We start from the raw sequence: 22,604 nt of genomic DNA, 5'->3' as shown, positions 1-22,604 counted from the left end.
CCCCGCCTAGCCCTCCACGCTTTCCAGATCCCGCAATTTTCTGCGAATGATCTTGCCGGTGGTGGTCAGGGGCAGGGAGGTGACGAATTCGATCTCCCGCGGATATTCATGGGCAGACAGGTGTTTGCGGACAAAGGTGCGGATGTCGTTTTCCAGAGCCGAGCCTGTTTCGGCACCCGGTTTCAGGACAATGAAGGCCTTGACGATTTCCGTGCGCAGCTTATCCGGTTTGCCGACGGCAGCAGCAAGCGCGATGGCGGGATGTTTCAACAGGCAATCCTCGATCTCGCCCGGGCCGATCCGGTAGCTGGCCGAGGTGATGATGTCGTCGTCGCGGCCAACGAAATGGATATAGCCGTCCTCGTCCATCAGGCCCTGATCGCCGGTGATCATCCAGTCGCCGATGAACTTCTCCCGTGTTGCCTCCGGTTTGTTCCAGTATTCCAGGAACATGACCGGATCGGGTCGCCGGATGGCGATCTGGCCGAGGGTTTCTGCCGGCAGCTCACGACCTTCATCGTCAATGATCGCAACCTGATGGCCGGGCGTTGCCTTGCCGGTGGCACCTGACCGGCTGACGCCAAGGGCGGCTACGGAGCCGAGAACGGCATTGCATTCGGTCTGGCCGTAGAATTCATTGACCTTGAAGCCGAATTCCGCAGCGAACCAATCGTAGGTTTCCTTGCCGAGGGCTTCTCCGGCGGAGCCAACGCTGCGCCAGACCAGGTTGAAGCGCTTGGATGGATTTTCAACGGACCGCAGCATTTTCAAGGCCGTTGGCGGAATGAAGGCGTTGCGGATCTTCTGTTGTTCCAGAAGACGGAAAGCGAACTCCGGGTCGAACTTGCGCGACGCGTTGCAGACCACCGGCACGCCCAGCGACAGGGCTGGAAACAGTGCGTTCAGCAAGCCGCCGGCCCAGGCCCAGTCGGCGGGGGTCCACAGCAAGTCGCCGTCACGGCCGAGGAAATTCTGCGAAAGCTCTATGCCGGGCAAATGGCCGAGCAGCACCCGGTGACCATGCAGCACGCCTTTGGGCTGTCCGGTGGTCCCGGAGGTGTAGATCATCAGCGCCGGGTCGTCGGGAGTGGTCGCAAGGGTCTGGTAATCGTCGGAGGCCTTTTCCAAAAGGTCGTCAAAGCCGAACACACCGCTTTGCGGGCCGTCGACGGAGATCACCAGATCGAGACCGGGAAGGTCGGGCCGGATATCCGCAAGCTTTGCAAGACCTGTGGAATCGGTCACCAGCACACGCGCCCCGGAATCGGCGAGCCTGTAGCGTAGGGCCTCCAGTCCAAACAGGGCCGCCAAAGGCACGGCGATTGCGCCGGACTTATAGGCCGCCAGATGCGCGATGGCGGTTTCGGGGATCTGCGGCAACAGCAGGGCGACCCGGTCGCCGCGGTTCAGGCCAAGGCCCTCCAGGGCGTTGGCAAAGCGGTTGGCCGCCCGGTTCAGGGCAAGGTGGCTCCAGTCCCGGTGCGAGCCGTCTTCAAGAACCTGACGAATGGCAAGACGGCCGGGATCCTGCGTGGCCCACTGGTCGCTGACGGTTGCGGCCATGTTGTACTGCGCGGGCCGAGGCCAGCGGAACGTTTCTTTCAGCGCGTCGTAGTTGGATGTTGGCTGCAGCATGTCAGAGCGTCCGGTGCATCAATTTTAAGCAGCGGAGTTTAGGGTGGTCATTGCTGCAGTGCAATAGAGCCGACGTCTTTGACGAAAATCGGGGTCCGGCCCCTAGTCTCAATACCCGGATTTCCGCCAATTCAGAGCATTTTGGGGAAGTTGCCGGGCAGTCATTTCTTCGCGAGCGGATGGGCGCTTTCGACCAGTTCGCGCAGGCGTTCGTCCAGAACATGGGTGTAGATCTGCGTCGTGGAAATGTCGGCATGGCCCAGCAACTGCTGCACCACTCTGAGATCGGCACCGTTCTGCAAAAGGTGAGAGGCGAAGGCGTGACGCAGAACGTGAGGAGAAATCTTGCCGGCATCGAGCCCGGCGGCGATGGCAAGGTCTTTCAGCTCGCGCGCGAAATGCTGGCGGGTCAGGTGTCCGCTGTCGCCGTGAGAGGGAAACAGCCAGGGGCTTTTTTCGTAAGCACCTTCGGCAGCGCGCAAACCGACATAATCCTTCATGGCGACTTGCGCGGCACGGGACAGCGGCACCAGGCGTTCCTTGCCGCCCTTGCCCTTGATTTCGATCAGGCGCGCATCTCTGAGGGCTGCGGTGACCGGCAGGGCGACCAGTTCCGAAACGCGCAGGCCGGTGGCATAAAGGACCTCTATCAGCGTGTACATGCGCTGCGCGCGCAAACCGGCCGCGGCGCTTTTCTGGGGCTTTTCGGTTTCCGTCCGCGCGGTCTCTATCAGCTTGTCGACATCTTCCATCGACAGCACCTTTGGCAGGCTCGCGCGTTTTTTCGGGGCGGACAGGGTGCGCGTCGGGTCGTCTTCCCGCGTGCCTTCCGCGTAAAGGAACTTGTAGAACTGCTTCAGCGCGGACAGACGTCTTGCCTGCGAGGTTTCGGCGAACCCGCGCCGGTTGAGATTGCCCATGTAGGCCGAAATGTCTTCGGATTGCGCAGACGCGAGGGGTTTGCGCCCGAGAAAGCCAGAGAAGTCCTCCAGGTCGCGGCGGTATCCGGCCAGCGTGTTTTCCGCCGCACCGCGTTCGGCGGCCAGCATTTCCAGAAAGTTTTCAAGATCGAAACCGGTTGCCATTGCGTATGCCTTCGGAAAGGACCTGATGCATGTCCCGTGGATGACCTGTCAGTTGAATATGCGGCCTATCGGCCGAAGCCGTCTTTTTTCACCCGCACCTCGATCTGCCGTTCGCGCGGTTCGACGAGATTGGCCAGGGAATAGATCGCGCCATAACCGAGTGCGCCGAGCAGCAGCAGCACGAGCAACAGGCGGGTCAGGGTCGGCACGTCGGCTGTCTCCAGGTCAGGGTATCGGTTCCCTTGCGGGCAAGCGAATCGGATACGGGATTGTTTCAACAAGGCGGGGGTGCATGCAAGGCAAAGCAGCAGTTTGTGAGGCGGAGTTCCCCCGTGTCTTTTTTGACGAATATGCTAAAACGCCGCCATGACAGAATACGACAAGGCGCGGTCTTCCGAAGGAGGATCCGCGGAGACAGACGTAAAACCCGTTGATCTGGCCCGGCTGGTAGCCGCCCTGGGGCAACGGTCCATCGTTCTGGTGGGAATCATGGGGTGTGGCAAGTCGACGGTCGGCAAGCGGCTGGCGCATCGGCTTGGACTTGAATTTGTCGATGCCGATACCGAAATCGAGCGCGCGGCCAACATGAGCGTTGCGGAAATTTTCGCTGAGCACGGCGAGCCTTATTTCCGCAGCGGTGAGGAACGGGTGATCGCCCGTCTTCTGCGTGAAGGTCCGCAGGTGCTCGCAACGGGCGGCGGTGCGTTCATGAGGGAAACGACGCGGGCGGAAATCGCCGAACATGGCCTGTCCATCTGGCTGAAAGTCGATTTCGACACGGTCATGGCACGGGTTCGGCGCAGGTCCACGCGGCCACTGCTGCAGAACCCCGATCCCGAGGGCACCATGCGCAAGCTGATGGCTGACCGCGAACCCGTTTATGCCAAGGCGGCATTGACGGTGACTTCCAGGGACGTTCCGCATGAGGCTGTGGTCGATCAGATCGTCGCTGCCCTGGCGGATCATCTCTTCAAGCGCGGGGCTCCTGGCGCCGCGCAAACATCAATGTCTTGAATGATAAAGCGTGACGGCATGGTAGACACGGTAGTGGCAAAAGCAATGTTGGGCCGGGACGAGAAGATCGTCCGGGTCAATCTTGGCGCACGCAGTTACGACATCAAGATCGGCCGGGGGCTGCTTGAGGGGGCGGGAGCGGAAATTGCCGCCGTCATGCCTGGTGCGCGTCTGGCGGTCGTTGTCGATGAGACCGTCGCGGGCCTTCACTTGAAGGCCTTCTCGCAAAGCCTGAAGGCCGCCGGGCTAGAGCACACCGTCATTACGGTGCCTGCAGGGGAAAGCACCAAATGCTTCCGTGAATTCGAGCGCCTGTGCGACGAGGTTCTGGCTGCCCGGCTGGAACGCGGTGACGCTGTGGTGGCGCTTGGCGGTGGTGTCGTCGGCGATCTGACCGGGTTTGTCGCCTCCGCCGTGCGTCGTGGCATGGCTTTCATTCAGGTGCCGACAACGCTTCTTGCCCAGGTCGACAGCTCCGTCGGCGGCAAGACCGGCATCAATTCACGTCATGGCAAGAACCTCATCGGCGCCTTTCATCAGCCCGCGCTGGTGCTGGCCGATACGGCCATTCTGGATACGCTGCCGTTGCGCGATTTTCGTGCCGGTTATGCGGAAGTTGCCAAATACGGTCTTCTGGGCGATGCCGACTTCTTCAGCTGGCTGGAAGCCAACTGGCAGGCGGTGTTTGCCGGTGGGGCAGAGCGGGACGAAGCCGTCGCCCGGTCCTGTCAGGCAAAGGCGGATGTGGTGGCTGCGGACGAACTGGAGTCCGGACGCAGGGCGCTGCTCAATCTGGGGCATACGTTTGGTCACGCGCTGGAATCGGCCGTCGCCTACGAGACCGAGCGTCTGGTGCATGGCGAAGGTGTCTCCATCGGGATGATGCTGGCGCATGAGTTTTCCCAACGTCTCGACCTTATCGGTCAGGACACCGTCGATCGCGTTCACAGGCATCTGAGCGATGTCGGTCTGCCTGTGCGTCTGCAGGACATTCCCGGCCAGTTGCCGCCGGCCGGGACCCTCATGGATATCATCGCACAGGACAAGAAGGTCAGCCGGGGCGCGCTCACCTTCATTCTTACGCGCGGCATCGGCGAAGCCTTTGTCGAAAAAGGCGTGGATCCCGCGCTGGTATCTGACTTCCTGAAGGAGAAACTCGAGGCATGACGGAAACGGCTCTCTGGCTGGCGATTGTCGCCGTCTTCGTTCTCCTGTTCCTGTCCGGCTTCTTTTCCGGCTCGGAAACGGCGCTCACCGCCGCATCGCGCGCGCGCATGCACCAGATGGAAAAAACCGGCGACTGGCGCGCCCGGGTGGTCAGCCTGCTGATCGCCAACCGTGAACGGCTGATCGGCGCGTTACTTCTGGGCAACAACCTGGTCAATATCCTGGCGTCTGCGCTGGCAACCAGTGTGTTCCTGTCGCTTTTCGGCGACGCCGGCGTTGCGCTTGCGACTTTGGTGATGACCGCCCTTGTTCTGGTTTTTGCCGAAGTGCTGCCCAAGACCTGGGCCATATCGAACCCGGAGCGTTTTGCGCTGGCTGTGGCGCCGATCGTGCGCTTCGTTGTAGCGGTGTTCGGCCCGATCGTCGTCGGGGTGGAGTGGATCGTCCGCAACATTCTGAAGCTGCTTGGCGTCAACATCGGTGACGACACCTCGATCCTTTCGCCGCACGAGGAACTGCGCGGCGCTGTCGATCTGCAACATATCGAAGGCGGCCTGGAAAAGGGCGAGCGCGACCGTCTCGGCGGGTTGCTCGATCTGGCAGAGCTGGAGGTCTCGGACGTGATGGTTCACCGCACCAACATGGTGGCGCTGAATGCGGACGATGCGCCGGACAAGCTGGTCAACGCTGCACTGGCATCGCCCTACACCCGCCTGCCGCTCTGGCGCGGGGAGAGCGATAATTTCGTCGGCGTGCTTCATGCCAAGGATCTGCTGCGCGCGCTGCAGGCTGCCGGTGGGGATGCTGCGAAGATCAACGTTCTCGATATCGCCGCCCCGGCCTGGTTCGTTCCCGACACGACCTCGCTGCAGGATCAGCTCAACGCCTTCCTGCGGCACAAGTCGCATTTTGCTCTGGTGGTCGACGAGTATGGCGAGGTGATGGGCCTCGTCACGCTGGAAGACATTCTGGAAGAAATCGTCGGCGAGATCGCCGATGAACACGACGTGGAACTGGAAGGCCTGCGGCCGCAGGCGGACGGCTCGGTGATTGTCGACGGCTCGGTGCCGATTCGCGACCTCAACCGCGCTGCCGACTGGAGCCTGCCGGATGACGAGGCGACCACAATCGCCGGTCTGGTCATTCACGAAGCGCGAATGATCCCGGACGAGCGCCAGATCTTCACCTTCCACGGCTTCCGCTTCACGGTGCTGCGCCGGGAAAAGAACCGCATCACGCGCCTGCGCATCATGCCGCTTGGCCAGACGCCAGGCGTCAAAATGCCGGCAGGCGCCGCCCAAGCAGTCGCCGGTGCGGCTGCGAAAGCGGGCGGGTAAACGAGAAACACCCGGCTCTGAGGGCCGGGTGGAGCTAACCAAGTTGATTGAGTGCAGATCCGGGAGGTTGCGAGAAAGCGGCCTGTCAGCCGCCTGCCATCCGGGCGGCGCGCGGGTCGGGTTCGCTGTCGGAGCGGATTTCCAGCGCCAGGGCATGAACACCGCCGGCAATCTCGTCGGCAAGCAGATCGTTGATCGCCCGGTGCCTTGCAACCCGGTTCATACCTTCGAAAGCGGCTGCGGCAATCTGTACACGGAAGTGGGTTTCTCCACCCTCGCGCCAGCCGCCATGGCCCTTGTGCTTGTCCGACTCGTCAATAACGTTCAGAAAAGACGGTGAAAAAGCTGCAGACAGTTTGTCGGTGATCGTTTGCTTCGTGCTCATTTGTCTCATTTGGCGTAGCTGTTTTCGAAGTTCAAGTCTTTCATGGTCCGACCCTGCCTGATACAGTGCCGGGCTCTTCGACTTTCGACGTCCGGTCCGAGGAAATTAACTTTGGATACCGGGACAATGCAACGGCCTGTGGCTTGCCCACATGCTCTCACACTTCAATATTTCGGCGCATGAAACTGGACTCAAAACTTTTCGACAGCATCCGCGTGAAACCGGACAAGGAACGGGCCGACAAGGGCCGTCATCCCGTGTGCGATCATCCGGGTTGCAAGCGACCGGGCACGCACCGGGCGCCGAAAGGGCGCGACCGGGAAGGGCAGTATTTCAATTTCTGCGTTGACCACGTGCGCGAATACAACAAGTCCTACAACTATTTTACGGGCATGGGCGATGACGACGTGCGCACCTATCAGAAGGACAGTCTGACAGGGCACCGGCCAACCTGGAAAATGGGTGTAAACCGGCAGGCCGCCGATGGTCCTGACGGGTTCGACGCACGCTCCAACATGCGCTCCAACGCGCAGCGACGAGCCGAGCAAGTGCGCCGTCCGCGCGAAAGAAAGCTACTAACGCTTGAAAAACGATCCCTGGATGTGCTCAATCTGCCTTACACAGCCCGTGGCGCCGAAATCAAAGCGCGCTATAAGGAGCTTGTTAAGTTGAACCATCCGGATGCCAACGGCGGTGACAGGTCTTCCGAAGACCGCCTGCGGGAAATCATTCAGGCGTATAACGTTCTGAAAAAAGCCGGTTTCCTTTAGAGCCTGCAGGTTCCTGCCGGCTTTTTCCAAACGACCCTTCCCGAAAAATGCGGGACTGCGGAGGACTGATGACTGAGACGACGACTGCGGCCATGGCCATGCCGGACACTGAAATTTCCGTAGAAGAGGTTTTCGGTTTCAAGTCCGACCTCAAGGTACCTGCATTTTCCGCGCCGTCAGAACACGTGCCTGAGCGTGATGAGGATTACCTTTTCGACCGTGCCACCACATTGGCGATTCTGGCGGGGTTTGCCCACAATCGGCGGGTGATGGTGACCGGGTATCACGGCACCGGCAAATCAACCCACATCGAACAGGTGGCTTCGCGTCTCAACTGGCCGTGTATCCGCGTCAACCTGGACAGCCATATCTCCCGTATCGATCTCGTCGGTAAAGACGCGATCGTGATCAAGGACGGCAAGCAGGTCACTGAATTTCGCGACGGTATCCTGCCGTGGGCCTATCAGCACAATGTCGCGCTGGTGTTCGACGAATATGACGCCGGCCGTCCGGATGTGATGTTCGTGATCCAGCGTATCCTGGAATCTTCCGGCCGCCTGACGCTTCTGGACCAGAGCCGCGTCATTCGACCGCACGCTGCCTTCCGGCTGTTCGCCACGGCCAACACGGTCGGTCTCGGCGATACCTCCGGCCTGTACCACGGCACGCAGCAGATTAACCAGGCACAGATGGACCGCTGGTCGATCGTCACCACGCTGAACTATCTGCCGCACGACAACGAGGTGGATATCGTCCTGTCGAAGGCGAAGCACTTCCAGTCGGAGGAAGGCCGCAACACCGTTTCCAAAATGGTGCGCCTGGCAGACATGACCCGGAACGCCTTCATCAACGGCGACCTGTCGACCGTCATGAGCCCGCGTACGGTCATCACCTGGGCGGAAAACGCGCAGATCTTCGGCGATATCGGGTTCTCCTTCCGTCTGACCTTCCTCAACAAGTGCGACGACATGGAACAGTCTCTGGTGGCCGAGTTCTATCAGCGCTGCTTCGGCGAAGATCTGCCGGAATCCTCTGTCAACGTAGTCATGAGCTGAGGTCCCGATGGCACCACGGCCGGGTCATAATTCCCTTCCGGGCAACAAGCCCGCACCGAGCACCGAGCCGTTCAAGCAATCGGTGACCGGCACCATGCGGGCGATTTCCGGTGAGTCGGAACTGGAAGTCATCTTTTCCGGCGACCGGCCCGGTCTCAGCGGCATGTCCGCGCGCCTGCCCGAGCCTTCACGCAAGATCAACGCGCGGGAAATCGCCATTACCCGCGGTTTGTCGGACAGTATTGCGTTGCGCATCGCCTGCCACGACAAGGCCGTGCATTCCAAGAACATGCCGCAGGGCCCGGACGCCCGGGCGATTTTCGAGGCGGTCGAGCAGGCCCGCTGTGAAGCGGTTGGTGCACGCCGCATGCAGGGCGTCGCCGACAACCTGTCGGAGATGCTTGACGACCGGTTCCGCAAGTCCGGTGCGCCGGATATCAGCAGCCGGGAAGAAGCGCCGCTGCAGGACGCCCTGTCCCTGCTGGTACGTGAGCGCCTGACCGGGGCAAAGCCTCCGGAAAGTGCGGAAAAGCTTGTCGACATGTGGCGTGGCTGGATCGAGGACAAGGCTGGTGCCGACCTCGACCGGCTGGAAGCGGAGGTCGAGAACCAGAATTCCTTCGCGGCTCGTCTGCGTGACGTCCTGAAATCGCTCGACATGGGCGATGAGCTTGGCGACCAAGACCAGGACATGGACCCGGAAGAAAACGAGGACCAGGGCAACAACGACGAAGCCGAATCCGGCGACGACAGCGAAGAAGACAGCGGCGAACAGGATGCCTCTCCGCAGGAGATGGAACTTTCCGGCGAAGAGCAGGACAGCGGCGATACGGAAGCCGCCGAAGCCGACATGGAAGACTTCGCCGACCAGGACATGTCGGAGGACACAGAGGAGCCGGGCGAAAGCGACCGGCCTGACCTGCCGACCTCCAACCGGCCGGAAACCGACTACAGGGTGTTCACCACCCAGTTCGACGAGACGATTACCGCCGAAGAACTTTGCGATTCTGCGGAGCTCGAGCGTCTGCGCGGGTTCCTGGACAAGCAGTTGACCCATCTGCAAGGGGCCGTGGCGCGCCTGGCCAACCGGCTGCAGCGCAAGCTGATGGCGCAGCAGAATCGGGCCTGGGACTTCGACCTGGAAGAAGGGCTTCTGGACACGGCCAGGCTGACGCGAGCCGTGACCGATCCGATGGCGCCGCTTGCATTCAAGCAGGAACGGGACACCAATTTCCGCGATACGGTCGTGACGTTGCTTCTGGACAATTCCGGATCAATGCGCGGCCGGCCGATCACCGTTGCAGCCACTTGTGCCGACATTCTGGCACGCACGCTGGAGCGGTGCGGTGTGAAGGTCGAGATCCTCGGCTTTACCACCAAGGCCTGGAAAGGTGGCCAGTCGCGCGAAAGCTGGATCGGTGCCGGCAAGCCGCCCACTCCGGGACGGCTTAATGATCTGCGCCACATCATCTACAAGTCCGCGGACGCTCCCTGGCGGCGCGCCCGGCGGAACCTTGGCCTGATGATGCGTGAAGGTCTGCTGAAGGAGAACATCGACGGCGAAGCCCTGTTGTGGGCTCATGACCGGCTGATGGCGCGGCCAGAACAACGCCGCATCCTGATGATGATTTCCGACGGTGCTCCGGTGGACGACACCACGCTGTCCGTCAATCCGGGCAACTATCTGGAGCGGCACCTGCGCTATGTCATCGAGGAAATCGAGACCCGGTCGCCGGTCGAACTGATCGCTATTGGTATCGGCCACGATGTGACGCGCTACTACCGCCGCGCCGTGACCATCGTCGATGCCGAAGAACTGGCGGGTGCCATGACGGACCAGCTTGCCGATCTTTTCGACGACGAGGTGGACACATCCTTCAATGCGCGTGGCGGTCGACGCCGTGCGGGTCGTCGTTAGTCGGCAGGACCGGGACCACATGGCAGCAGAAGGGCGTCGTCCCGCAGTTGGCATTGCGCTGGCAGCCGCCTTTCTCTCGGCTCTGTTGTGTGCGGTCCCTCTCCGCGCTTTTGCACAGGAGCTGTTGTCGGCCGGACAGCCGGTCCAGTCGCGCACCCGGCCCATTGAGACGTTCCGCATCGGGGCGGAAGATGCGACATTCGGCAAGCTTACCTATCTGGGGGGTCTTGAGCTGATTGCTGCCGACCGCAAGGTTGGCGGACTGTCCGGGATGATCAGTCTGGATGGCGGCAACGGGTTTCTGGCTGTCACGGACAACGGCCATTGGGTCAGCGGCCGGATCGAACAGACAGCGGACGGCAAGCCCATGGGGATTGCAGACTTGCGTTTCGCCCCGCTGCTTGGTGCGAACGGCAAAAAGCTGGACAAGCGCTGGGGGCACGATACGGAGGCGCTTACACTGTCGGGCTCCGGACTTTATGTAACCGCCGAAACCCGCAATGCCATCTATCATTTCCCCTGGCCGATCTCGACAGGCAAGGAAAAGATGATCGGCGAAGTCGCACTGCCGCAGGATATTCGCGATTTGCCACGCAACACCGGGCTGGAAGCATTGGCTGCCGGGCCGGAAGACAGCCCGCTGGCGGGCAAGCTCGTTGCTGTCGCGGAATCCGCGCCAAGCGATCTGCACGACCTGTCGGGCTTCATCATCGGCCCGGAGGGCACGGAACGCTTCTCCATCCGCCGGCATGACCGTTTCGATGCAACCGATGCCGCGTTTCTGCCCGGTGGCGACATGGTTCTGATGGAGCGGCGCTTCACCCTGCGCGACCTGATCGGCATGCGTCTGCGCCGGTTCAAGGGAGCGGACATCGTTCCCGGAGCGGTTCTGGAAGGCGAGTTGCTGCTGGAGGCTGACTTCAACTCCCAGATCGACAACATGGAAGCGCTCGGCGTTCACACCAATGAAAAGGGTGAGACGATCCTGACGCTCGTCTCCGATAACAACCGCTCGATCCTGCAGCGAACCCTGTTTCTGAGGTTCCGGCTGGAGGAATAGGGGATCTCAAGCCCGCTGTCTGTGCGGCTTGGCTTCCTTCCTTCTTTTTCGGAAATTTCGCCTGCACAGGCAGGTCATCAGAAGCCGAAAAGCAAAAAGGCGCTGTGAAGCGCCTTTCCCTCATCCATGCCGCAGATAGGTTGAACCTTCTGGACCCTTAGGCCGCGCGCTCATCCGGCAGCGCTCGAAAGAGGCCCAGAACGATCCGGTAAGGGGCGAGCAGGACGACGGCGACGAGCATCTTGACCAGGAAGTCGCCGACGGCCAGCGAGACCCACAACAGCGTCTGGGTATCTTCGCTGATGCCGAGAAACGGCACAGGGAAGGCGAGCGAGCTGTCTTTCATGCCGAACAGGCTGTCGATGAAGGTGAAGCTGGCGGAAAAGGCGATGCCGAAGAACAGGAGCGTGTCGATGACCGAGCCGATGAAGGAGGAGGTGACCGGTGCCTTCCACCAGGCCAGCTTGCGCATGCGGTCGAAGATGGTCACGTCCAGCAACTGCGCCACAAGGAAGGCCGTGCCGGAGGCGATGGCGATGCGGGGCGTTGCCAGCCACACTGACAGGGCAACGGCAATCAGGAAGCCGGCCATCACCACCTTGCGGGCGGCTGCCGGGCCGAAGCGGCGGTTGGTAAGGTCGGTTACCAGAAAGGCGACCGGATAGGTGAAGGCGCCCCAGGTGAGCGTATCGGCCAGGTTGATGCCGCCGATGATATGTTCGACCGGGAACTGGACCAGAAAGTTGGAGGCCACGACCACAGCCGCCATCGCCAGAATGGCAACAACGTGATGGCTTGCGGAAAATGTCCGAGTGTCGGTCATGTGTTCACCTCACAACGACAGACGCCCAACCGATATCGATTGGGCGTTCTGAAAAGGTCTTTGCAAGTGTCAGAGCGGCCTGCTGCCGAGAACGGCCTGGCAGGCGCTTCAGGCCTTAAGCAGCAGCGGCTTCAGCCTGCTTGCGCTTGATGTTGACCTTGATCTTGCGGGCAGCGTCGGAAAGCTCAGCGTCGCTGGCCTTCATCAGGTAGGCATCCAGGCCACCGCGGTGTTCGACGGAGCGCAGAGCGTGTGCGCAGACCTTCAGCTTGAAGGTTTCGCCAAGCGTGTCGCTGATGAGAGACACGTTGCACAGGTTCGGGAGGAACCGGCGGCGGGACCTGTTGTTCGCGTGAGAGACGTTGTTGCCCGTCATCACATCTTTGCCGGAGAGTTCGCAACGGCGTGCCATGATATCACCTTTTGTTTTCGTGGCTGGGCCGTTACTTTGAACCCAGCAAGTCCAACCGGAACCGGCGCGGACCTGAGGCCCGGCGACATCGTCTCCGGCATTTCTCGGAAAAAGTTGCCCCGCTATAATGGGACTGGAAGCCAACGTCAAGACATCTGAGCCGCTTTGCCGAGATTCACTGCTTTTATTTGCATGATGCCCTGCCGTTAACCAGTGAGTTACCATAATTGAGAATGATTGGGGTCGTTCAACGACCGGGATTCATGGTATCTTTCCGTCGCGGAACTCTCATGGCGCGGGGGCGCAATTCGCTGCCAGGCGGCAGTCCGGAGGTTTTGAAGTGTTCGGTTTGATGTCTTTCGGGCGGCTGGTCGCCCTGCCAATGCTTGCTGCGGCACTGCTGACGACACCGGCGGAAGCCAAGAAAAACAGCGTCGGTGGCCTGTACAATATCTCGATTGCCGGCTTCAAGGTCGGGCGCGGAACACTGTCGCTCGTGATGCAGGGCAATGCCTATTCGGCCAAGGTCAGCCTTGAGCCCGCGGGCATCGGCACGCTGTTCTCCACCGGCAAGGGTGGGGCGGAAGCATCCGGGTGGATGGTAGGTTCACGCGTCGTGCCGTCGAAATACCGCATGGCCTCGCACGCCTCCAATCTCGATTTCTACGTCAATCTCAGCCAGGGGTCGGGCAGCATCCGGTCCATGGAGGTCGCGCCCCAGTTCAAGCCGAATCCGGAACGGATCAAGGTGACGAGCCGACATACGCGGAACGCGATCGATCCGCTGAGCGCGGCGCTGATGCCCGTTGGCCGGGCCAAGGACAGCCTCGGACCGAAAGCCTGTTCCCGCCGTCTGCCGGTGTTCGACGGCTGGACACGGTTCGATATCAAGCTGAGCTACGCCGGTACCAAGGAAGTCTCCGGCCACGGTTATGACGGCCCGGTGGTGGTGTGCAAGGCCCGCTGGGTGCCGGTCGCGGGTCACCGTCCGTCCAAGGATTCGGTCAAATACATGGCCAAGGCCAAGATGGAAGTCTGGGTCGCGCCCATGGGCCGCGACAACGTGCTGGTGCCTTACCGCATTTCCATCGACACGAAGAACGGCCGGTTAGTGGTTGAAGCCGACAAGCTCAAGATCGACGGCGCCGGCAGCGATCAGGCGTCCGCCGACTGATTTCCGGTCTTTCGTGACGCTCCTTGCAGGCCCTTTTTCCGGCATGAAAACAAGGACGAAGGGGCGTTCCGGTTTCCCGCAACCGGCACGCCGAGGCTTGCACCTACTTGCGTCTCTTGATACAGCCCCCACGTATGCGTTCAGGCGCGCGTGAGCGGCCTGAAGCATCTTGCGTTGTTCAAAGGCGGCAAAGATGCTTGAACGTCTTTGAAATGATCGACATTGGGTGACTGGGCGCTGACGGCCGGATATCCTTCGATCTTGTAACAGAATTTCCGGAACGGCCGCGGACGAGAGGCGGCACCGGCATGTTTCAGGTAACCGAGTAAATGCACAGCTATTTGGAATTCGAAAAGCCCGTTGCAGACATTGAAGGCAAGATTCAGGAGCTGCGGGCTCTGGCCGGTGAAGATGGCGAAGCCGTCAATGTCGATGGAGAAATCGACCGGCTGAAAACGAAATCCTCGCAAACGCTGCAGGAACTCTACACCAAACTCACACCCTGGCAGAAAACGCTCGTTGCGCGTCATCCGGACCGTCCGCACGCGGTTGCCTATATCGCCGGGCTGATCGAGGATTTCACGCCGCTCGCCGGCGACAGGAAATTTGCCGAAGATGCAGCGCTGATCGCAGGGATCGGCCGTTTCCGCGGAGAGTCCGTTGCCGTTCTGGCCCAGGAAAAGGGGCACGACACGGAAACGCGCCTCAAGCACAATTTCGGCATGGTCCGTCCCGAGGGCTACCGTAAGGCTGTCCGGGTCATGGAAATGGCTGAACGTTTCGGCCTGCCGCTGATCAGCTTTGTCGACACGTCAGGTGCCTATCCCGGGCGCGGCGCTGAAGAGCGCGGTCAATCCGAGGCGATTGCCCGCTCGACCGATGTCGGTCTGGGTCTGGGCACGCCATCCGTCGCCGTCGTTATCGGTGAAGGCGGTTCAGGTGGCGCGATTGCCATCGCAACCGCCAACAAGGTGCTGATGATGGAGCATGCAATCTATTCGGTGATTTCACCGGAAGGGGCTGCCTCCATCCTGTGGCGCGACAGTGCCAAGGCGCAGGACGCTGCCACCGCGCTGAAGATCACCGCGCAGGATCTCAAGCAGCTCGGCGTCATCGACGACATCATCAAGGAGCCGGTCGGCGGCGCGCACCGTGCCAGCGAAATTGTGATCGACAACGCGGGCAAAGCCATCGAAACCGCATTGAAGGGGTTGGCGGGTCTGTCTGCGGATGAACTGCGCAAGCAGCGGCGCGAAAAATTCCTCTCCATCGGCAGGACGCTGAGCTAGGACTTCACGGTCCTGTGAAGGCGTCGCAATTGCGGTGGTCGGTGAAACAGCTTCGCTACGACCGTAAAGGGCTTCAATCCGCCGCAGATATGCGAAAAACGTTGCAGGGCCGCCGTAAAAGCGGCCCTTTCGCCATTCTGTGGCCAGAATTTGCCGTCATTCAGGCGACGTTGAGACGTGCAGGATGACGCTTGGGCAGGTTTTTGTTCCTATCACCATAATTTTGGTCGCAGGGGCAATGCGGTTTCAGTAACTTATCGTCAACCATAGTTGCCTAGCCTCTGCGCGGGGGCGAGGACGCAGGAAGTGCGGCAAGGCAATTCGTCTGCCTTCGTCGGTTTCCGCTAAGTTTGGGACAGTATCATGGTCTTTCGGCGCCTTATGAACACGTCAGCCGGCCTTCTTTTTGGCAAAAGTGGCCTGAGTGGTCGCAAGACAGTCCGCCTCGGTGCAGCGCTTTTGCTTGCCGGAGTACTGGCCGCTTGCCAGGGAGACGAATTCAGCGCAGGCCCGAACAAGGCGCAACTTCCCGTCAGCGCGTCGATCAAGCGCAAGATGAACGACCTGAACATGAGTTCGTCCTCACCGATCATGATCCGGATCTTCAAGGAGGAAAGCTTGCTGGAAGTCTGGAAACAGACACGCAGCGGCAAGTACAAACTTCTGGACGAATTCGAGATCTGCAAGTGGTCCGGCAAACTCGGCCCGAAGTTCAAGGAAGGCGATCGTCAGGCTCCGGAAGGGTTCTATGAAATCACGCCGGCCCTGATGAACCCGAACTCGAATTACCATCTGGCCTTCAATCTCGGCTATCCGAATTCCTATGACCGTTCCCACGGCCGCACAGGCTCGCACCTGATGGTGCATGGTGCCTGTTCCTCCCGCGGTTGCTACGCCATGACAGACGAGCAGGTGCAGGACATCTACGCGCTTGCCCGCGACAGCTTCAAGGGCGGTCAGCGATCCTTCCAGGTGCAGGCGTTTCCCTTCCGCATGACGCCGGAAAACATGGCGCGCCATCGCGACAGCGAGCACATGGAATTCTGGCAGATGCTGAAGACCGGCTACGATCACTTCGAAGTCACGCAGACCCCGCCGCAGATTTCCGTGTGCGAGAAGAAATACGTGTTCGACGCCACCACGCTGGTGCAGGGTGTGCCGTTCCGGGCCAGCGCCAAGTGCCCGGATTATCAGGTGAGCCCGGGCATCGCGACGGCCGTGGCCTCCAAGCAGCGCCGCGACAACGAGAAATACCAGCAGCTCGCGGCCCGGTTCGAGGCTCGCGAAGAGCGTCAGAAGCGCTGGGAAGAGCGGTCCAATCGGCTTGCTGAAGTGCTTGGCGGCGGTGATGACGATACCAATCCGGAAGTCACCACGGCCGAGACCGCTGCTCCCGAAGGGCAGCCGGCTGAAACGGCGACAGCAGCAGCACCTGCGGAAGCCGCACCGGCAGCTCAGCCGGGCTCGGCGGTCGAGACGGCCTTTGCCCCGCAGGACCAGTCTGGTGGCGGCTCTGTCGGCAGCTTCTTCAAGCGCTGGGTGCCTTTCGGGCCGAAAGCGTCGGATGAAGGGGCCGGTGTCGGCCCCATCGAAACCGAAGTGGTTCCTGATACCAAGCCGAACTGATCGGGCTCGGCATTTGATCCGGTAGCCGGACCCTGATCCGGTTTCAGCTCCATCGCGAGTGTCCGGTGCCGTTGACCGCCTCATTCGCAAGAAGGACTGAGACGTCCTTCTTGAGGGGAACGTGTTCTCGGGAGCAAGTTCCCCATCCAGCGCGACAGACCATGGGCTTTTTTCAGAATGGCGATGTCCTGCGGGCTGAGCCGATTTGCCCGCTTCGCGTTTCCACTACCCGGCGATCGTTTCCTTTAGCGGCGGCAAACCCGTGGAGACGCCCTCTTGCAGCACCTCAGGGTCGTAGGCCTTGCGGGAGAAGACCTCGCGCACCAGCGGCTCGAAGCTTTCCAGCGTGTCCATTTCATAGTCGGGATCGAAGGACGACTGGTCCCAGCGCTCGCAGAAGTCGGCGCAGGCCTGAAAGTGCATGTGGTCCTTGAACTTGTCGCGGGCGTTTTCGTCCCAGCCGTAATGGCGCGCATAGTAGAGCATCTGGAAGATGCCGTGATGTTCCACCACCCAGGCGACCTCGTCGCGCACGAAAGGCCGGATGACCTCGGCTGAGAACCGGTCGTGGTTCTGCGGGGCCAGTCCGTCGCCGACATCATGCAGAAGCGCGCCGACGATCCAGTCGATATCCGCACCTTCCCGGCGTGCTCTTGTCGCCGCTTGCAGGCCGTGCTGCAGGCGGGTGATCTTGTAGCCGGTCAGGGTGTCCTCGTCCTGGCGTTTCAGTTCAGCCAGGACACGATCCGGTGTCATGGCGTGATGGGGACGCTCCGCCTCGGTCAGGAAGTCGTATTCTTCCTTGGTGCCGTCTTTCATCTGGGTGAAGGAAACGGTTTTCATGGTTCACACTCCTGTTTTGCGGGAGTGTGCGTCAGGGTATCCGGAAAAGTCCAGACAGGAAATTTCCTTTTCCTGTCTGGGTCTTCTGCTTAGTTGGATGCCGGGGCCGGCATGTCCGGCAGCACCGTTTCGACCGCAAGACCGAGCGCCAGCAGGTGCCTGTCGGAAAAGGCTGGACCGTCAAGTTCAAGACCGATGGGCAGGCCATCCGCTGTCAGTCCCGCGGGCAGCGACAGGCCCGGAATACCGGCGACCGATCCCGGATCGGTGTTGCGGATGAAGGTGGGGAAGGTGGGCACGTCTTCTCCGTTCAGCGACACGGTCTCGTCGGACTCCGCGATGGGTTGGGCCGGCAGCGGGGTTGTCGGGAAGACCAGCGCATCCAGCTTGTTGGTCGCAAAGATCTCCGCATATCCGGACTGGATCAGGGGCCGCATGACGTCCATGGCGTCGCGGTAAACAGCATCTGGGATCGCCTGATTGCCCAGGATCAGATTGTCAAAGATGAATTTGACATCAGGGCTGGCGACCTCATTGGCTATGTCCTGCAATCCGAGCCCGGTGTCATGGGTCTCCAGAAAGGCGGCGAGATCCCGCTTCACTTCCCAAAGCGCGATCGGGAACCCGGCTTTTCCGGCAAGCTCCAGCTCCGTGCTGATATCGACGGGAACCAGGGTCACACCGGTAGCCTCCAGCTTGTCCAGTGCTTCCTTGAACAGACGGTCCGTTTCCGGTGAGAGGTTGTCCGTCAGGCCAGCTGGAACCCCGAGGCGGACAGTGGTGAGGTCGACCGGCTCAAGCCCTGGCGCACTGCCGCTGATGACCGAATCGAGGAGAACCAGATCGGCAACCGTTCTTGCAATCGGGCCGGGGGTGTCGCGCGTGGCGGAAATCGGCACGATACCTTCTGTCGGATAGCGGCCGACGGTCGGACGCAGACCGGCAACGCCGTTAAGCGCCGAGGGAATGCGCACCGATCCGCCTGTATCTGTTCCAAGTCCGGCAGGCGCCAGACGGGCGCCAACGGCAGCACCTGTGCCGCCACTTGAGCCACCGGCAAAACGGTCCGGATCGTAAGCGTTGGCAACCGCGCCGAACGCGGCATTGTTGGACGTGATGCCGAAGGCAAGTTCATGAAGGTTGGTCTTGCCAAGCAGGATGGCACCGGCCTCCCGCAGCTTCTTCAAGACAGGTGCGTCCTCCCGTGGCACCCAGCCCTTCAGCGCCGGCGTTCCACCGGTTGTCGGCAGGCCTTCGGCGGCAATGTTGTCCTTGACGACAATCGGCACACCGTGCAGCGGGCCGAGGGCTTCACCCGCCTTCACGCTTTCATCCGCCGCGGCTGCTGCCGCCAGGACGCCTTCGGTGTCGAAGGATATGTAGACGTTGCCAGGGTCATCCCCGGTCTTGGCAATCAGAGCGTTGACGAGGTCCGTGGCGCTGAGCGTTTGTTCAGCTATGGCGCTCGCCATTTCCGTCGCGCTCAGGTTGGTGATGTCTTCCGCGGCCTGGGCCGGGCAGGCCAGGGCAGCCGCGAGCGCGGTCAGTCCGGCTGTAAGATGCACTTTCATTTTGTTCCCCTTCTTGTGCTTGAGGGAAACAGCAAACGCCGGGAGCCTGTGCTGCACATCCTCCAAAATGAGGAGGCAAGGGTGTTTACTGGAGGGAATGCCGTGCGTTGATGCTGGCGAGCAGTTCGGCCCTGCTGGTGAGCCCGGATTTTTGAAACACGGCCTTGAGGTGGGAACGCACAGTGGTCACGGAGATGTTCAGGTCTGACGCGATCTCGCGGTCGCGCTTGCCTTCGCTAACCAGGCACAAAACGTCCTGTTCGCGGCCCGTCAGATGATGGCGGGTCGCCCAGGCAGCCAAGCGTAACCGGGGGTCTGCTTCCCGCTGTTTCTGTTCATTGGAGCGCATGTTGGCCAGAGCCTGCCCGAAGGCCGTGCCGATTGCGTTCAGCATCTCCAGATCGCGCTGTTGGAAGGTTTCCTTGCCGGCGCCGCGCCAGATGCGCAGGTCGCCCAGATGGCCGTTGGCCGCATAGGCATGGAAGTTCATTCCCTGGTGCAGGCCGTCGCGCGCCAGAAAGTCGTTGTAGAATTCGGTGCGCAGGAAGTCTTCCCGGGAAATGATCTGGTCCAGATGGGTGGCGCGCCGGCACATGCGGAACCGGGGCGTGATCGGGTCGCAGTGCTGAAAATGATGCTGATAGGCGGCGAGATTGCTTTCGTCCATGTTCAGGAACACACCGTCGGTGTCGCCATCCGTCCGTGTCCAGACGTAGGACGCGAAATAATCGGCCTCCAGAAGGTCAAGCAAACGCGCGCCAAGCTGCAGTCTGAGTTGCCGCGCGTCCTGGATGGCGGTCATGTCCTGCATGATCGCGAATATCAGCTTTGTTTCCCGGCCCGAAAGCGTTGTCAGCATGCCAGACCTCCTCTTGCGTCATGGTAGCCGGGAAGAGGAGATCCGTCATCCAAAAGGATCGGGCCGGTTTTCAGCTTATTTCGGCATCAAGGCCCAGTAGTCGAAATCGAGCACTACTTCCGGCAGGTAGTTGCCTTCATGGTCCTGGCCCGGAAAATCATGGCAGGTCCGGTTTTTGGTCGCGACAAGGCGAAGGCGCAGCGCGCCAACGTCCGAGCGTCCGTCGATGTCCGCCTTGTCCAGCACTTCCGACCAGGCATAGACCGTATCCCCGGCGGCCAGCGGGCCGACGTGGCGGCCGCCGTTGATACCGGCTATGTGGAACGCGTTGGCCAGCCCGTTGAACGACAGGGCACGGGCAATGGAGATCACATGGCCGCCATAGACCAGTCGGTGTCCGAAGCGGTTATGTGCTTCCGTATGCTGGTTGAAATGCACCTTGGCGGTGTTCTGGTAAAGCCGGGTCGCAAGCTGGTGCTCGGCTTCTTCCACCGTCATGCCGTCAACATGGTCGATCTGCTCGCCAACCTCGTAGTCGGCAAAACGATACTCGGAACCGGCCAGGTCGTTGTCCCAATTGGCGGTGTCCAACAGTGGCACGGCGGTGCCGAGAGACTGTGGGTCGAGTGCCGCGGGAAGTTCAGGCACGACGGGTTCCGGTGCCGGATTTGCCGCCACACGCTTGTTGACCATCACCCAGCGGACATAGTCCAGCACCTCGGTGCCGTTGGCGGTGTAGCCTGTTGAACGCACATAAACGACGCCGGTCTTGCCGTTGGAGTTTTCTTTCTTGCCGATCACCTCGGAAACGGTGGAGATCGTGTCTCCCGGGAACACTGGCGCCAGAAACCGGCCACCGGCGTAGCCGAGATTGGCAACGGCATTCAGCGAGATGTCCGGCACGGTCTTGCCGAATACGACGTGAAAGGTCAGCAGGTCATCGACCGGGGCATGTGCGTAACCCAGGGATTTTGCGAAAGCGTCCGACGATTGAACCGCAAAGCGGGAGCCGTAAAGCGCGGTATAGAGCGCCTGGTCACCGCCGGTGATGGTGCGCGGCGTTGCGTGGCGGATTACCTGACCCACCTTGAAGTCTTCGAAGAAATTGCCGCGATTGGTCTTGCTCACCTGTGCCTCCCGGTTCTGATTTGCTGGAGAGGATTAAGCCCGCTGCGGTGCACACAAGCAAGTCAGACGTTTTGCCGATGACGCTTTGTAACAGGTCTCGGCAATTGAAGCTGTCTATCCGGCCCGAAAAAGGACAGGAAAACAGCGGTCATTTGCTTGCCGGATCAGGTAGCGCGCCGCAAAACCCGCCGCTGGGGGCGCTGCCAGACCCCAGGGCCAGAAGCTTCGGGGCCTTGTAGGGATTGGGCGGTGTCGCAGACGCGTCGAGAGCGACCACGGCGGCCAGTCCTGCGAGAGCGATGAGGGCAGTCACCAGACGGGTCATGATCTTGCCTCCAGCTTCAGGAGGGGGCGCAGTTTCACGCCATAGATCGATCCGGCAAAGGCGGCTGCAAACCAGACCCAGCCGTGCAGGCTGCCGGTCGAGATGCCGGAAAAGAACGCCCCGACGTTGCAGCCGAAGGCGAGGCGGGAGGAATAACCCAGCAGAAAGCCCGCGACGATTGCAGCCACCCAGGCCTGTGCGGGCAGGGACGGAATGTTCTGGGACAAACCGCCCGTCCGCCAACCGGCGACCAGAAACGCCCCCAGGATGATGCCGATATTCGTCAGCGAGGTGTAGTCCGTCAGTAGGCTATGCGTCAGGCGCTCGACGGAACCCGGCGCGCTCCAGAAAGCCGAGCCGGACAGATCCACGCCCGCGGCAGACGCCGCTTTCGCGGCCCACAGGCCAAGGCCGTAAACGACACCCCACGGCTGACCGGCGACAATCAGGTTCAGAACCGCAAGGGCGGCCAGCAGGACGGCCGCAACGATCAGCCGGCGTGGCAGGCGCCGGTGTTCGGGTGCTGACAGTTTCCAAAGCAGTGCGGCAACTGCCGAAAGTCCCAGCAGCGTGATTGCCGCGCCCTGCCAGCCGGACAGGGTCAGAACCGGCAGTGCGCCAAGGTCCGTCCACCAGATGAGGTGATAAGCCCCGGCGAAGCTGCCGATGGCAAAGAAGGGCAGGGCGACGAGAGAGACCGCATTGCCGGAGCCGGCATTGACCAAGGTTCCGGACCCACAGCCCAGCACCACCTGCATGGCGGCGCCAAAGACGAAGGCCCCTGCGATCATCGCAAAGCCGATTGGCCCCTGAGCGCCGCTCAATTCACCCTGGTTGGCGGCGAGCAGGGGAAAGGCTACCAGCGAAACAAGGGCAATCGACAGAAGTTGTGCCCACAGGCCGCCGGGGTCGCGGCGCAGGATCATCGCACGCCATGGGCCGGCAAAGCCGAAGCGCAGGCCTTCCAGCACGATGCCGAAGCCAAGGCCGACGGCAAGCAGCAAGCCATAGCGGCCGCCCACGAGGAGAGCGGTGGCCAGAACCGCCGCAAGGGCGGCCAAAACAAGACCGCCGCGGCGCCAGACCGGCGTCGCGGCGGCTGTGTGAATATCAGCGGTGGTGGTCACG

At 61.3% G+C, this 22,604-nt stretch carries 22 protein-coding genes; 10 read left to right on the top strand and 12 right to left on the bottom strand.

Going from position 1 to position 22,604, the window contains the following annotated elements:
* Positions 1-6 precede the first annotated feature (6 nt).
* The 3 genes from AC2A6O_RS08825 to AC2A6O_RS08815 all read right to left on the bottom strand — a co-directional run bounded on the left by AC2A6O_RS08825 (position 7) and on the right by AC2A6O_RS08815 (position 2,929).
* Positions 7-1,635 (bottom strand): AMP-binding protein, encoded by a 1,629-nt coding sequence (locus AC2A6O_RS08825; RefSeq protein ID WP_498926500.1) that lies wholly within the window; start codon positions 1,633-1,635, stop codon positions 7-9.
* Positions 1,636-1,796: 161 nt separating this feature from the next.
* A complete protein-coding gene (xerD, locus tag AC2A6O_RS08820; protein WP_498926499.1) occupies positions 1,797-2,720 on the bottom strand; it encodes a site-specific tyrosine recombinase XerD in 924 nt (307 codons plus the stop codon).
* A gap of 65 nt (positions 2,721-2,785) precedes the next feature.
* Positions 2,786-2,929 carry a hypothetical protein gene (locus AC2A6O_RS08815; protein ID WP_162855012.1) on the bottom strand — a complete coding sequence of 48 codons (144 nt, stop codon included), beginning with the start codon at positions 2,927-2,929 and terminating at the stop codon, positions 2,786-2,788.
* A 157-nt stretch (positions 2,930-3,086) separates the two neighbouring features.
* Here AC2A6O_RS08815 and AC2A6O_RS08810 point away from each other — a divergent pair, with 157 nt between their 5' ends.
* The 3 genes from AC2A6O_RS08810 to AC2A6O_RS08800 are packed head-to-tail and all read left to right on the top strand — an operon-like array spanning position 3,087 to position 6,238.
* Entirely contained in the window at positions 3,087-3,734 is a 648-nt protein-coding gene (locus tag AC2A6O_RS08810) for a shikimate kinase (protein WP_498926498.1), read from the top strand.
* A gap of 45 nt (positions 3,735-3,779) precedes the next feature.
* Positions 3,780-4,901 (top strand): 3-dehydroquinate synthase, encoded by a 1,122-nt coding sequence (gene aroB, locus AC2A6O_RS08805; RefSeq protein ID WP_498927072.1) that lies wholly within the window; start codon positions 3,780-3,782, stop codon positions 4,899-4,901.
* Positions 4,898-6,238, top strand: coding sequence for an HlyC/CorC family transporter (locus AC2A6O_RS08800; RefSeq protein ID WP_148583640.1), 1,341 nt, complete (start codon positions 4,898-4,900; stop codon positions 6,236-6,238). The genes aroB and AC2A6O_RS08800 overlap by 4 nt, the downstream gene beginning before the upstream one ends.
* Positions 6,239-6,323: 85 nt before the next feature.
* On the opposite strand, the gene AC2A6O_RS08795 is transcribed toward AC2A6O_RS08800, so the two are convergent.
* Positions 6,324-6,623, bottom strand: a complete 300-nt coding sequence (locus tag AC2A6O_RS08795; RefSeq protein WP_498926497.1) for a BolA family protein — start codon at positions 6,621-6,623, stop codon at positions 6,324-6,326.
* 179 nt (positions 6,624-6,802) lie between these two features.
* Here AC2A6O_RS08795 and AC2A6O_RS08790 point away from each other — a divergent pair, with 179 nt between their 5' ends.
* From AC2A6O_RS08790 to AC2A6O_RS08775, 4 genes are all read left to right on the top strand, one after another.
* Positions 6,803-7,393 carry a DnaJ domain-containing protein gene (locus tag AC2A6O_RS08790; RefSeq protein WP_148583638.1) on the top strand — a complete coding sequence of 197 codons (591 nt, stop codon included), beginning with the start codon at positions 6,803-6,805 and terminating at the stop codon, positions 7,391-7,393.
* 68 nt (positions 7,394-7,461) lie between these two features.
* Positions 7,462-8,448, top strand: coding sequence for a cobaltochelatase subunit CobS (cobS, locus tag AC2A6O_RS08785; RefSeq protein ID WP_148583637.1), 987 nt, complete (start codon positions 7,462-7,464; stop codon positions 8,446-8,448).
* 7 nt (positions 8,449-8,455) lie between these two features.
* The gene (gene cobT / locus AC2A6O_RS08780) at positions 8,456-10,366 is read left to right on the top strand and encodes a cobaltochelatase subunit CobT (RefSeq protein WP_498926496.1); all 1,911 of its coding nucleotides are present in this window, start codon (positions 8,456-8,458) and stop codon (positions 10,364-10,366) included.
* Positions 10,329-11,426 (top strand): esterase-like activity of phytase family protein, encoded by a 1,098-nt coding sequence (locus tag AC2A6O_RS08775; protein WP_498926495.1) that lies wholly within the window; start codon positions 10,329-10,331, stop codon positions 11,424-11,426. The genes cobT and AC2A6O_RS08775 overlap by 38 nt, the downstream gene beginning before the upstream one ends.
* Positions 11,427-11,583: 157 nt before the next feature.
* On the opposite strand, the gene AC2A6O_RS08770 is transcribed toward AC2A6O_RS08775, so the two are convergent.
* Both AC2A6O_RS08770 and rpmB read right to left on the bottom strand, forming a co-directional pair.
* Positions 11,584-12,249 (bottom strand): VUT family protein, encoded by a 666-nt coding sequence (locus AC2A6O_RS08770; protein ID WP_498926494.1) that lies wholly within the window; start codon positions 12,247-12,249, stop codon positions 11,584-11,586.
* Positions 12,250-12,364: 115 nt separating this feature from the next.
* The gene (rpmB, locus tag AC2A6O_RS08765) at positions 12,365-12,661 is read right to left on the bottom strand and encodes a 50S ribosomal protein L28 (protein ID WP_148583634.1); all 297 of its coding nucleotides are present in this window, start codon (positions 12,659-12,661) and stop codon (positions 12,365-12,367) included.
* Between the two features lie 340 nt (positions 12,662-13,001).
* Here rpmB and AC2A6O_RS08760 point away from each other — a divergent pair, with 340 nt between their 5' ends.
* The 3 genes from AC2A6O_RS08760 to AC2A6O_RS08750 all read left to right on the top strand — a co-directional run bounded on the left by AC2A6O_RS08760 (position 13,002) and on the right by AC2A6O_RS08750 (position 16,750).
* Positions 13,002-13,835, top strand: a complete 834-nt coding sequence (locus AC2A6O_RS08760) for a DUF3108 domain-containing protein (protein WP_209001029.1) — start codon at positions 13,002-13,004, stop codon at positions 13,833-13,835.
* A 329-nt stretch (positions 13,836-14,164) separates the two neighbouring features.
* Positions 14,165-15,124 (top strand): acetyl-CoA carboxylase carboxyltransferase subunit alpha, encoded by a 960-nt coding sequence (locus tag AC2A6O_RS08755; RefSeq protein ID WP_148583633.1) that lies wholly within the window; start codon positions 14,165-14,167, stop codon positions 15,122-15,124.
* 363 nt (positions 15,125-15,487) lie between these two features.
* Entirely contained in the window at positions 15,488-16,750 is a 1,263-nt protein-coding gene (locus tag AC2A6O_RS08750) for a L,D-transpeptidase family protein (protein ID WP_498926493.1), read from the top strand.
* A 225-nt stretch (positions 16,751-16,975) separates the two neighbouring features.
* On the opposite strand, the gene AC2A6O_RS08745 is transcribed toward AC2A6O_RS08750, so the two are convergent.
* The 6 genes from AC2A6O_RS08745 to AC2A6O_RS08720 form a co-directional block, all read right to left on the bottom strand.
* Positions 16,976-17,593: an HD domain-containing protein gene (locus tag AC2A6O_RS08745; protein WP_498926492.1), complete on the bottom strand. Its 618-nt coding sequence runs from the start codon at positions 17,591-17,593 to the stop codon at positions 16,976-16,978.
* A gap of 89 nt (positions 17,594-17,682) precedes the next feature.
* On the bottom strand, positions 17,683-19,164 hold the full coding sequence (gene iaaH, locus AC2A6O_RS08740; protein ID WP_498926491.1) for an indoleacetamide hydrolase: 1,482 nt from the start codon (positions 19,162-19,164) through the stop codon (positions 17,683-17,685).
* An 85-nt stretch (positions 19,165-19,249) separates the two neighbouring features.
* Entirely contained in the window at positions 19,250-20,023 is a 774-nt protein-coding gene (locus AC2A6O_RS08735; protein ID WP_148583629.1) for a helix-turn-helix transcriptional regulator, read from the bottom strand.
* 75 nt (positions 20,024-20,098) lie between these two features.
* A complete protein-coding gene (locus AC2A6O_RS08730; RefSeq protein WP_498926490.1) occupies positions 20,099-21,151 on the bottom strand; it encodes a MaoC family dehydratase in 1,053 nt (350 codons plus the stop codon).
* A gap of 148 nt (positions 21,152-21,299) precedes the next feature.
* Positions 21,300-21,476, bottom strand: a complete 177-nt coding sequence (locus tag AC2A6O_RS08725) for a hypothetical protein (protein WP_498926489.1) — start codon at positions 21,474-21,476, stop codon at positions 21,300-21,302.
* Positions 21,473-22,603, bottom strand: coding sequence for a YeeE/YedE family protein (locus AC2A6O_RS08720; protein ID WP_498926488.1), 1,131 nt, complete (start codon positions 22,601-22,603; stop codon positions 21,473-21,475). The genes AC2A6O_RS08725 and AC2A6O_RS08720 overlap by 4 nt, the downstream gene beginning before the upstream one ends.
* Position 22,604: the final 1 nt, after the last annotated feature.

It is taken from the genome of Labrenzia sp. ATLA3, from assembly GCF_057180185.1.
Note: the sequence above shows the minus strand (reverse complement) of the source record. Positions and strands in the feature narration are given on the sequence as shown.

Excerpts from the sequence above, each read along its gene's own strand:
- AC2A6O_RS08825 (WP_498926500.1), bottom strand. The coding sequence starts at position 1,635 with ATGCTGCAGCCAACATCCAACTACGACGCGCTGAAAGAAACGTTCCGC.
- cobT (WP_498926496.1), top strand. The coding sequence starts at position 8,456 with ATGGCACCACGGCCGGGTCATAATTCCCTTCCGGGCAACAAGCCCGCA.
- iaaH (WP_498926491.1), bottom strand. The coding sequence starts at position 19,164 with ATGAAAGTGCATCTTACAGCCGGACTGACCGCGCTCGCGGCTGCCCTG.
- AC2A6O_RS08810 (WP_498926498.1), top strand. The coding sequence starts at position 3,087 with ATGACAGAATACGACAAGGCGCGGTCTTCCGAAGGAGGATCCGCGGAG.
- xerD (WP_498926499.1), bottom strand. The coding sequence starts at position 2,720 with ATGGCAACCGGTTTCGATCTTGAAAACTTTCTGGAAATGCTGGCCGCC.
- AC2A6O_RS08775 (WP_498926495.1), top strand. The coding sequence starts at position 10,329 with ATGCGCGTGGCGGTCGACGCCGTGCGGGTCGTCGTTAGTCGGCAGGAC.
- AC2A6O_RS08790 (WP_148583638.1), top strand. The coding sequence starts at position 6,803 with ATGAAACTGGACTCAAAACTTTTCGACAGCATCCGCGTGAAACCGGAC.
- AC2A6O_RS08770 (WP_498926494.1), bottom strand. The coding sequence starts at position 12,249 with ATGACCGACACTCGGACATTTTCCGCAAGCCATCACGTTGTTGCCATT.
- AC2A6O_RS08750 (WP_498926493.1), top strand. The coding sequence starts at position 15,488 with ATGGTCTTTCGGCGCCTTATGAACACGTCAGCCGGCCTTCTTTTTGGC.
- AC2A6O_RS08735 (WP_148583629.1), bottom strand. The coding sequence starts at position 20,023 with ATGCTGACAACGCTTTCGGGCCGGGAAACAAAGCTGATATTCGCGATC.
- AC2A6O_RS08795 (WP_498926497.1), bottom strand. The coding sequence starts at position 6,623 with ATGAGCACGAAGCAAACGATCACCGACAAACTGTCTGCAGCTTTTTCA.
- AC2A6O_RS08755 (WP_148583633.1), top strand. The coding sequence starts at position 14,165 with ATGCACAGCTATTTGGAATTCGAAAAGCCCGTTGCAGACATTGAAGGC.
- AC2A6O_RS08800 (WP_148583640.1), top strand. The coding sequence starts at position 4,898 with ATGACGGAAACGGCTCTCTGGCTGGCGATTGTCGCCGTCTTCGTTCTC.
- AC2A6O_RS08725 (WP_498926489.1), bottom strand. The coding sequence starts at position 21,476 with ATGACCCGTCTGGTGACTGCCCTCATCGCTCTCGCAGGACTGGCCGCC.
- cobS (WP_148583637.1), top strand. The coding sequence starts at position 7,462 with ATGACTGAGACGACGACTGCGGCCATGGCCATGCCGGACACTGAAATT.
- AC2A6O_RS08745 (WP_498926492.1), bottom strand. The coding sequence starts at position 17,593 with ATGAAAACCGTTTCCTTCACCCAGATGAAAGACGGCACCAAGGAAGAA.
- aroB (WP_498927072.1), top strand. The coding sequence starts at position 3,780 with ATGTTGGGCCGGGACGAGAAGATCGTCCGGGTCAATCTTGGCGCACGC.
- rpmB (WP_148583634.1), bottom strand. The coding sequence starts at position 12,661 with ATGGCACGCCGTTGCGAACTCTCCGGCAAAGATGTGATGACGGGCAAC.